At 55.7% G+C, this 9,448-nt stretch carries 11 protein-coding genes; 4 read left to right on the top strand and 7 right to left on the bottom strand.

Going from position 1 to position 9,448, the window contains the following annotated elements; translation table 11 throughout:
• Positions 1-122: 122 nt before the first annotated feature.
• The gene (locus ACTH5D_RS16170; protein ID WP_441673017.1) at positions 123-554 is read left to right on the top strand and encodes a PaaI family thioesterase; all 432 of its coding nucleotides are present in this window, start codon (positions 123-125) and stop codon (positions 552-554) included.
• 16 nt (positions 555-570) lie between these two features.
• On the opposite strand, the gene paoC is transcribed toward ACTH5D_RS16170, so the two are convergent.
• From paoC to ACTH5D_RS16145, 5 genes are all read right to left on the bottom strand, one after another.
• The gene (gene paoC, locus ACTH5D_RS16165; RefSeq protein WP_441673015.1) at positions 571-2,763 is read right to left on the bottom strand and encodes an aldehyde oxidoreductase molybdenum-binding subunit PaoC; all 2,193 of its coding nucleotides are present in this window, start codon (positions 2,761-2,763) and stop codon (positions 571-573) included.
• Positions 2,764-2,766: 3 nt separating this feature from the next.
• A complete protein-coding gene (locus ACTH5D_RS16160; protein ID WP_441673013.1) occupies positions 2,767-3,717 on the bottom strand; it encodes an FAD binding domain-containing protein in 951 nt (316 codons plus the stop codon).
• Positions 3,714-4,280, bottom strand: coding sequence for a 2Fe-2S iron-sulfur cluster-binding protein (locus tag ACTH5D_RS16155; protein WP_441673011.1), 567 nt, complete (start codon positions 4,278-4,280; stop codon positions 3,714-3,716). Before ACTH5D_RS16155 ends, ACTH5D_RS16160 begins: the two co-directional genes overlap by 4 nt.
• 253 nt (positions 4,281-4,533) lie before the next feature.
• The gene (locus tag ACTH5D_RS16150; protein WP_280111581.1) at positions 4,534-4,980 is read right to left on the bottom strand and encodes a DUF411 domain-containing protein; all 447 of its coding nucleotides are present in this window, start codon (positions 4,978-4,980) and stop codon (positions 4,534-4,536) included.
• Between the two features lie 199 nt (positions 4,981-5,179).
• Positions 5,180-5,569, bottom strand: a complete 390-nt coding sequence (locus ACTH5D_RS16145) for a DUF423 domain-containing protein (RefSeq protein WP_441673009.1) — start codon at positions 5,567-5,569, stop codon at positions 5,180-5,182.
• Positions 5,570-5,706: 137 nt separating this feature from the next.
• Between ACTH5D_RS16145 and thiS the strand changes: the two genes are divergently transcribed.
• From thiS to trmB, 3 genes are read left to right on the top strand one after another with little or no spacing between them, the layout of a single operon-like run.
• Positions 5,707-5,913 carry a sulfur carrier protein ThiS gene (gene thiS / locus ACTH5D_RS16140; RefSeq protein WP_088700159.1) on the top strand — a complete coding sequence of 69 codons (207 nt, stop codon included), beginning with the start codon at positions 5,707-5,709 and terminating at the stop codon, positions 5,911-5,913.
• A gap of 10 nt (positions 5,914-5,923) precedes the next feature.
• Positions 5,924-6,718, top strand: coding sequence for a thiazole synthase (locus ACTH5D_RS16135; protein ID WP_441673007.1), 795 nt, complete (start codon positions 5,924-5,926; stop codon positions 6,716-6,718).
• A 15-nt stretch (positions 6,719-6,733) separates the two neighbouring features.
• Positions 6,734-7,504, top strand: coding sequence for a tRNA (guanosine(46)-N7)-methyltransferase TrmB (trmB, locus tag ACTH5D_RS16130; RefSeq protein WP_441673005.1), 771 nt, complete (start codon positions 6,734-6,736; stop codon positions 7,502-7,504).
• A 64-nt stretch (positions 7,505-7,568) separates the two neighbouring features.
• On the opposite strand, the gene ACTH5D_RS16125 is transcribed toward trmB, so the two are convergent.
• Together ACTH5D_RS16125 and ACTH5D_RS16120 are read right to left on the bottom strand one after the other, a co-directional pair.
• Positions 7,569-8,171, bottom strand: coding sequence for a glutathione S-transferase N-terminal domain-containing protein (locus tag ACTH5D_RS16125; RefSeq protein ID WP_441673003.1), 603 nt, complete (start codon positions 8,169-8,171; stop codon positions 7,569-7,571).
• Between the two features lie 40 nt (positions 8,172-8,211).
• Positions 8,212-9,129 (bottom strand): LysR family transcriptional regulator, encoded by a 918-nt coding sequence (locus ACTH5D_RS16120; RefSeq protein WP_441673001.1) that lies wholly within the window; start codon positions 9,127-9,129, stop codon positions 8,212-8,214.
• Positions 9,130-9,448 lie beyond the last annotated feature (319 nt).

Here is a 9,448-nt window from a genome sequence, read left to right as displayed (position 1 = left end):
CGGCTACACCGAGCCGCTACTGCACGAGTGGCGTCAGGTGCATAAAGCGAAGTAAGATCGTTTTACGGTGTAATCAGCCTCGAGGCTCATACCTCGGGGCTTTTTTATAAAGGAAAACAATAATGACCGTAATGATTGCCGAGCAAATCGAACACTTTCTGGATGAAGTGTTTCCCCAGCGGATGGGCAAGATAGAGAGCGTGGGCGACATGACGGCTACCATGCGCTTGAAGATCGGCAACGAGCATCTACGCCCCGGCCCGCGGGTTTCCGGGCCTACCATGATGGGTTTTGCGGATGTGGCTATGTACGTGGCGATATTGGCGCAGATTGGCCCCGAACCCATGGCGGTGACCAGCGACTTAAACTGCCACTTCCTCCGCGCAGCGTCAGGTGATCATGACATTATCGCCCACGCCAAGCTGATCAAACTCGGCCGCCGCTTAGCGGTGGGCGAAGTACAGCTATTCTCAGCCAGCGACGAGACACGCCCCGTGGTGCATGTCACCGCCAGCTATGCGCTGCCTCAAAGACCTGATGACACTTCAGCGTGATTCACCCCGCGTCGGGCTACCAAGGTGCGGCGTCAGGGAGTTGGTCGATTATTCGATCAAGCGTCAGCGGGTACTCACGCACCCGAACACCAGTGGCATTATAAATAGCGTTGGCAATAGCCGCCGCCACGCCGCAGATGCCAAGCTCACCGACCCCCTTGGCTTTTAGGGGCGATGAAGCCGCATCCGTGGTATCCAGAAAAATAACCTCCTGCTCGGGGATATCGGCGTGAACCGCCACCTCGTAACTGGCAAGGTCGTGATTAACAAAGAAACCGCGCTCAAGGTCAACGGTTAGCCCCTCCGACAACGCAGCACCCACGCCCATCGTCATACCGCCAAGCACTTGGCTACGCGCGGTGATCGGATTTAGGATGCGGCCCGCATCACACACCGCGAGCATACGCCGAACACGCGTTTCGCCAGTATAGGCATGCACCCCAACCTCGATGAAATGCGCTCCAAAGGTGCCAATCTGCATGTCGTCTTTAAAGTCGCCAAAGTGGATCGTATCTTCGGCGACAAGCTCCTCACCATCTGCCACGTCGGCAAGCGCCAAATCAGTATCCCCGGCTAGTACGCGGCTGTTCTCAAAACGCGGCGTTTCAACTCCCAAGCGCTTGGCGATCTGCTCTTGAAGCGCCAAACAGGCGGCGTACACACCAGCGGTAGAACTAGTAGCGCCAAACTGCCCACCCGACCCAGAAGAGGTGGGATAGGCACTGTTGCCTAGCCGAATCTCAACGTCCTCCATGGCCATCCCCATCGTCTCGGCAGCAGTCTGAGCAAGAATGGTGTAGGAGCCGGTGCCGATATCGGTCATATCGGTCTCAACGATCAGCCGCCCGCTCTGCAAACGTACGCGTGCTCCCGAATCCAGCGTGGGCGCACCACGATAGGCCCCTGCCATACCGTGACCGATCAACCACTCTCCTTCGCGTTTCTCCGCTGGCGTGCGGTTACGCGCCTCCCAGCCGAAGGCTGCTGCGCCTTGGCGTAAACACTCAACATAATGACGATCGCTAAAGGGCTTCGAGGGATCTTCAGGGTCGACTTGGGTGTCGTTGAGTATCCTGAACTCGACGGGATCCATCCCCAGCTTCTGTGCCATTTCATCCATGGCAATTTCCAGCACGGCAAGCCCTGAGGCTTCACCAGGGGCGCGCATATCCGCTGACTCGGGAAGGTTCATATCGATAGGCTGATGAGCGACGCGACGACTCGCACCGGCATAAAACGTGCGGGTTTGATTGACCGGGTTCTCGCCGCTGCCACCGGGCAGAGTATGCGAAACCGCCGCATGATCGAAGGCGGTTATCTTGCCCTGGGCATCGGCAGCGATTCGCAGTCGCTGGATGGTGCCAGAGCGATGGGTGGCATTGTTGAACACCAGCGGGCGCGGCAAAGCCAGCTTGACCGGCCGCCCTGAGGCGCGTGAGCCGAGGGCGGCGAGTACTGCGTCAGCGCGCAGCCACAGTTTTCCGCCAAAGCCACCGCCCACGTAGGGGCTTTCGACGCGAATTGTGTCGGGGTCGATATTGAAGGAGGTCGCCAGCGCCTGTTTATTCATTTCGATCATCTGGTTCGACGTCCACACCGTCATCTGCCCGCCATCAGACCAGTCAACAATCGACGCGTGGGGTTCCATCATGGCGTGGCTTTGGGAAGCCGTGCGATAAATTTCATCCAGCGTGAAGGCCGCGGTTTGAAACGCGCCTTCAACGTTACCCACGTCTGACAGCGGTTCGCCGGTTTTATCAAGCTTTTCCCAGGCAGCCTCAAGATCGAAGACACCCTGCTCTTGTTGATAGCTGACGTCGATCATCTCTGCGGCAGCTCGCGCTTGCTCCAAGGTATCTGCTACGACTACCGCGATTGCCTGATGATAGTGCTCGATCGCATCTCCCCCGAACAGCCGGGCAACGTTATTTTCCGAGCGATCAAGCGGCTCAATCTCAAGCGTCGTTACCACTGATACAACGCCCGGGGCGGCCCGGGCAGCCGACGTATCCATATGGTTAATTCGCCCCTTGGCAATAGTCGCGCACAGGGGATAACCCACCAGTTGGTTTGCCACAACGTCATGACGCTCGTAAGCATAGGGCGCACGGCCCATCACCTTGAGAGTGCCGTCGATTCGCGCATGAGGTTTGCCGACAATACGGGCACGGTCAAACAGGTTATCTTCCGCTGATTGATTAAAGTCCATGGGTCACTCCTGAGCCAGCAGCGCGGCAAGCGTTCGCTCTGCCAGGGGAATCTTATAAGCGTTTTCTTGCGTCGGGTGGGCGCCGTCCAGTAATCGGCTCATGACCGCTGAAGCTCCCTGCGGCAGCGCCGCATCGGCTTCTTCACGGCGCCAAGGCTTCGGAGCCACACCACCAAGCGCGACACGACCGCTGCCATCCGGCGTTTGGATAAGCGCAACGGAGACCAGTGCAAAGGCGTAAGAGGCCCGGTCGCGCACCTTAAAATAGGCGTGGCGGCCTTCGACCGGCGCGGGCAGCTCGACGGCGGTAATCATTTCGCCCGCCTCCAGGGTGTTTTCGACCTCAGGCGTGTCACCGGGCAGCTGGTAAAACGCATCAAGCGGTTTGCGCCGCGTCTCCCCACTAGGCGTGACGGTTTCCACTTCGGCATCTAATACCCTGAGCGCAACGGCCATGTCCGAGGGATGCGTGGCAATACACGCTTCTGACGTACCGATAACGCCCAGCCCGCGTGACGTGGCACCTTCGCCGAGTGCCGCACAGCCAGCCCCAGGCGAACGCTTGTTGCAGGGCATGCCGGTGTCGTAAAAGTAGGGGCAGCGGGTGCGCTGGAGCAGATTACCGCCGGTAGTGGCTTTATTACGAAGCTGGCCCGATGCGCCCGAGACAAGGGCTAGGCTGAGCACCGCATAATCGCGACGAATTCGGTGGTCGGCGGCTAGCGCGCTGTTACTCACTAGTGCCCCTACGCGCAAACCGCCGTTGCTGGTCTCGGTAATAGCGTTGAGCCCAGTCCCCGTTACATCAATCAGGTGCAGCGGGGTTTCAATCTCGTGCTTCATTAAATCAAGCAGGTTGGTGCCACCGGCAATAAATTTGGCGCCAGGCACTTCGGCGGCACGGGCGGCCGCCTGGGCGGGATCAGACACACGTTCATAGGAGAAGGCTCTCATGCGCTCGCCTCCGCCACCTGTTTAATGGCTTTTAGAATATTGGCGTAAGCGCCACAGCGGCAAAGATTGCCCGACATGCGCTCGCGAATCTCGGCGTCGGTCATCTCAATAGGGGCGGTCAGCTCCTTCGTTACATGGCTGGGCAGATCCGCTCGAACTTCCTCTAGCACTGCCTTTGCCGAACAAATCTGGCCCGGCGTGCAGTAGCCGCACTGGAAGGCGTCATGATCGAGAAAAGCTTGCTGCATGGGATCAAGATGATCTGCTTCCCCTAATCCTTCGATGGTCGCCACGTCATCACCTTCATGCATCACCGCCAGCGTCAGGCAGGCGTTAATCCGTTCGCCATTCACCGACACCGTGCAGGCGCCGCACTGCCCGTGGTCGCAGCCCTTTTTGGTGCCGGTGAGTTTTAAATGTTCACGCAAGGCATCCAGCAGCGTCGTTCGGTTATCCAGTTCAAGCTGGTGCTTTGCTCCATTGACCACTAAAGAGACGTTCGAGCGCTCCGCGCCATTCTTCGCAGTTTCACGACGCCCTTCAGCGCTATTAGGTGGGTTCATAACTATGCGCCTTCCCTGCTCATTGCTGTCGTTTTATGAATGTCGTAACGACTTCAGCATAGTCATGATTGAGGAGAGCAACCCGGCTATTGGGTATAATGGTTTGAAAAAATCTATGGCACCCTCTGTACACGCTATTGCTACGCTAAGCTATACATTTTATACCCACGCTAAAAAAGCATGAGCGAGGCCTTACGTACGTCCACTTTCGTAAAAAAAGCGCCATCAGGTAACGAACCTTAGGCGCACAGCATCACGGCGCCAGCGTCATGAACGGCTCATCTTGCTGATCACTAAACGCATAGACGTTATAGGGTTCATCCTGAGGCCCCGGCATACCTGGCGTGCCAATGGGCATACCCGCCAAGCCAATTCCGTCAATATCAGGCTGTTGCTCAAACAGCGCCTGCACAGCCTCCATCGGTACGTGGCCTTCGATCCAATACTCGCCCATCTCGATGGTATGACACGACCCCAGGCCATAAGGCACACCCGCCTGCTGCTTGATATCGCCTAACTCTACGTCATCAATAATCGTTACTTCTACGCCGAGTTCTTCAAGATGGCGTGCATAAGCGTCACAGCAGCCACACTGAGGATTTTTATACAGAGTGGCCTCGTCAGGCAGTGCCGCATGGGCCGAGGTCGCCCCCAGAACCAGTGCGCCAGATAAAAATAGTGATGTCGTTAAACGGCTCATCAATACTCTCCTGATTAAGAGCGAATAAAAATGCTGGGGTATTAAATTTAAAGCTTACAACCTGTGTGTTGCCTCAAGGTCAAGATACGCCCCTGCTAGTGATGCATTTTGACGCTGATCATTTAAGTACGACATCAGAACGCTTCAATAATTGACTCTTACATTGTCAACGGTGGCGCCACTTAACACCTACTCAAATCTAACCACGGGGGCGCTGCGCTAGCAGGGCTACGACTCCCAGCGCCAGCCAACCGGCCATCAACAGTAGCCCGCCAATGGGTGTGACAACGCCAAGATTCAGTCCTGCCAGCGCCATCAGGTAGAGCGAGCCTGAAAAGCACGCCATGCCTAGCGCCCACAACGCCAACACCCAGCGTTGTCCGGCAAGTGGCTGCACTTGGCGCCATACCAGCACGATCATGACGGCAAGCGTGTGCCAGGCCTGATAGCGCACGCCGGTTTCAACCGCACTCACCATCGCTTCTGTGGTGTGCGCCGCCAGGCCATGGGCAGCATAGGCGCCTAGCATTACCATCATTGCGCCCGAGAGCGCCGCGATACACCACCACACTTTATCTATTCGTTGCACGCTACTCTCCTACGCCTATTGTGGTTTGCATCCATCGCGCTGATTGCACCTACGGCTTACCTTGCACGGCGCGAAACCGCTACAATAGAGAATGCCTTAGAGAACGAACTACCACGACGAATGAGACACGCCTATCTATGTCTATCCAGATACGTCTAAACGGTGAACCCCATACGCTGTCGACCGGCCTAACCGCCGCTGACTTAGTTGAACAGCTGGGCCTTAGCGGTCGTCGTATCGCCGTCGAAATTAACGAAGAGATCGTCCCCCGCAGCCAACACGCCGACACCCGCCTGGTTGATGGTGACCAAGTGGAAGTGGTTCACGCGATTGGCGGCGGCTAAAGGAAATACTATGACCCAACTAACTGATACACCGTTAACCATTGCTGGACGCGATTTTCACTCGCGCCTGCTGGTTGGCACAGGCAAGTACAAAGACTTTACCGAAACCGGCGCCGCCATTGCCCAAAGCGGCGCTGAAATCGTGACCTTTGCGGTGCGCCGTACTAATTTAGGCCAGGACGCCGATGCGCCCAACCTGTTAGACGTTATTTCCCCTGAGCGCTACACCCTGCTACCCAATACCGCCGGTTGCTACAACGCTAAAGATGCCGTTCGCACCTGCCGCTTGGCCCGCGAACTGCTCGACGGTCACAATCTGGTCAAGCTGGAAGTGCTCGGCGACGATCACACGCTTTATCCCAACGTGGTCGAGACGCTAAAAGCCGCTGAAACGCTGCTTGCCGATGGCTTTGACGTCATGGTGTACACCAGCGACGATCCTATTGTGGCACGCGAACTAGAAGCCATGGGCTGCTGCGCCATCATGCCGCTAGGCTCACTGATTGGCTCGGGTCACGGCATTCAGAATCCGCACAACGTGCGTTTGATCGTCGAACAGAGCAACGTACCGGTACTAGTGGATGCGGGCATTGGTACGGCGTCAGATGCAGCCATGGCGATGGAGTTAGGCTGTGATGGCGTGCTGCTCAATACCGCCATTGCCCACGCCCGCGACCCGCTACGCATGGCCAACGCCATGAAGCTGGCCGTGGAAGCAGGACGCGATGCGTTTCTAGCCGGCCGCATGCCGCGCCGCCAATCCGCCGATCCTTCTTCACCTTTCGCTGGCCGTATTAACGGTTAATTGATTCGAGACCCCATGACTGAACCCAACGATACCGTACCCGAGAGTCACACCGCGCCCGAAAGCAACGCCACCACAGGCCCGGAAGGTACGGATGCACCGCTGCACCGCCGCGGCATTAAAAGCTACGTGATCCGCGCGGGTCGTATGACCCAGGCCCAGAACCGTGGCTTAGAAGATATCTGGCCGCGTTTTGGCCTGACCATCGCCGACGGTCGTCAAGACCTGGACGCCCTGTTTGGCCGCAAGGCACCGCGGGTCGTAGAAATCGGCTTTGGCATGGGTAACTCGCTGATAGAACAGGCCGAGACTCATCCAGACACCGACTTTATCGGCATTGAAGTCCACGCCCCCGGTGTTGGCAAGCTGTTGGATGAAGTCGATAAACGCGGCCTGACCAATCTCCGCGTTTACCGGGAAGACGCCCTGGCGGTGCTGGAGCAGTGCCTGCCCGAAGGCTCGCTAACCACGCTGCAGCTGTTCTTCCCCGACCCTTGGCCGAAGAAGAAGCACCACAAACGGCGCATCGTGCAGCCTGCCTTTATTGAGCTGATCCGCACTCGCCTGATGCCCGGCGGCACCTTCCATATGGCCACCGACTGGGAAGCCTACGCGGAGTGGATGGCCGAGGTAATGGAAGCGGCCCCCGGTTATGCCAATACCGCCAGCGAGGAAACCGCCCCGTACGTGCCACGCCCGGCGTTCCGCCCGCTAACCAAGTTTGAAGCCCGCGGCGAAAAACTGGGTCACGGGGTTTGGGATTTGATCTATCGCCGGGAGGGGTGAATCTACGGGCTGTCCCCACCGCGCGATGGCCTAATCTTTATGCGCTATCTGAAATAGTGGGCTCCTACTCAAATTCAGTTAGCGCAAAGCTCTCGCCCTCCACCACCTTCGCCTGCCAGGCATGTAGCGTCGGGTAGCGGTTTGGCCAATCAAAGGCTGGTAAGCGGAAGCTGATATACGCCAGCGCAACAGCAACGGTAATCGCCCCTAGGGTGCGCTGGGCACTGCCCGCTAGCACGCTGGGGTGGGCATTGAGTGTGATCAACGTGCGTTCGATCGCTTTTAAACGGCGCTGCCCCAACAGCGTCGTATCCACTTCATTACCAGCATGCTTACGGCCGATCACCACGTTGAAAGCGGCGTCCATCAAGCCCTGCCCCAACCCTGCCAGCGCCAGGGTTTCCGCTAATGTTTTACTAGGCATCAGAGACGGCCCTTCGCCCACTGCATCCAGATAATGAGCAATCAACAGCGACTCGGTGATGACGTCTCCTTCATCGGTTACCAGCGTTGGAATACGGCTAAGCGGCGTAATCTGTACAAGCTCGCTATCCGCCGCCCACGGGTCGCACCAGCAAAGCTCGGTGCGCTCGATCAACTGCTTTTCATAGAGACACACGCGCACAACGCGTGCATAGGGAGAAGAGGTATTTAAATAGAGCTGCATGGGGCGGTCTCCTGTTAAATCATATATTCGTCGCGCTGTTTTATTTTAGTGAAGTTAGTATTCCCATTTGATGCAAGCTATCGATTTCAGCGTATATCTCTTCGCAGAAGGATTCAGCCACATTACTTAACGGCTTGTGTTTAGATTTAAGTAAGGCAATTTCCCACTCAATGGTTGGCTCCATAGGCTTTGATACAACGGCTGTTCCCTGCAACAGCAGTTCTGCAATGGGATCAATCACTGCGACCCCAAGTCCGCGATCAACTAATGCGCACACCCCCCGCATATGGCGCATTTCAGCGGCAATATGCCGCTTTATATCCACTGTCTGCATAATGTAATCCACGCGGGCACGCAGAGGACTATCCGCCATCAGCTCTACGAATGTCTGGTTTTGTAAGCTAGTAAGCGCCACCACATCTTGCTTAGCAAGGGGGTGCGTACGATGCATGATGCACCTGGCAGAACAGCGTGCAAGACTACTAACCGTTGCTCCATAAGTGTCTGCTTCAAGCGTTATTCCCAGCGCCACATCACAGGTATTGTTATCGATCATTTTAAGCAGCTCTTGCAAACCTGCATCGATGACTCGAACGCCGACCTTGGGGTGATTTTGTTTAAAGCGCTTAATCACATCGAGTAAAAAGGTATCGCAAAAAATGGGCTGTGCAGCTACCACAACACTGCCCAATTGATTATTAGAAATAGCATCCGCGTCTTTTTGTGTATCTCGAATACTCGCCATCAGCCGTAAAACGGAGGCGTGATATAAAAAGGCTTCTGACGTTGGCGAAAGCTGATTACGGGTACGTTTGAATAACGCAAAACCTAACTCATCCTCTAACCCGATTAGTAGTCGGCTTACCATTGACTGGCTGATTCCTAATGTTTCTGCGGCAGCCTTCGTTGTACCGTGCTTCATAAAGGCGTCAAAAGCTTCAATTTCTTTTATTTTCATAAAGTTAAATTCTCTTTAGCAATTTTTAGCTAAGCCATCGACAGATTAAAAACAGTCTTTACAAACAACAGGCTTGCAACTTTGACCCACCACTAGAACAAAAACGAATACTAAATTGAATTGTTGCAACAAATTTCATACTTGTCTATGTTGAAAGTGCTGGATTCAATTAATGCTCGTTACTCAGCCCTTCAATAACAGCCATTAAGTAGCAGCCATTCAATAACAGCTATGCAACAACCATTGCGGAGACAAGTATGAAACTCACCTTTAGCTTAGCGGCAGCAACGCTTCTCGCTGCCTCCACTGCCTATGCTCA

Source organism: Halomonas sp., from assembly GCF_052095695.1.
In the GTDB taxonomy this organism is placed as follows: domain Bacteria; phylum Pseudomonadota; class Gammaproteobacteria; order Pseudomonadales; family Halomonadaceae; genus Vreelandella.
The sequence above is the reverse complement of the archived record's forward strand: the minus strand, read 5'-3'. Positions and strand labels throughout refer to the sequence as shown.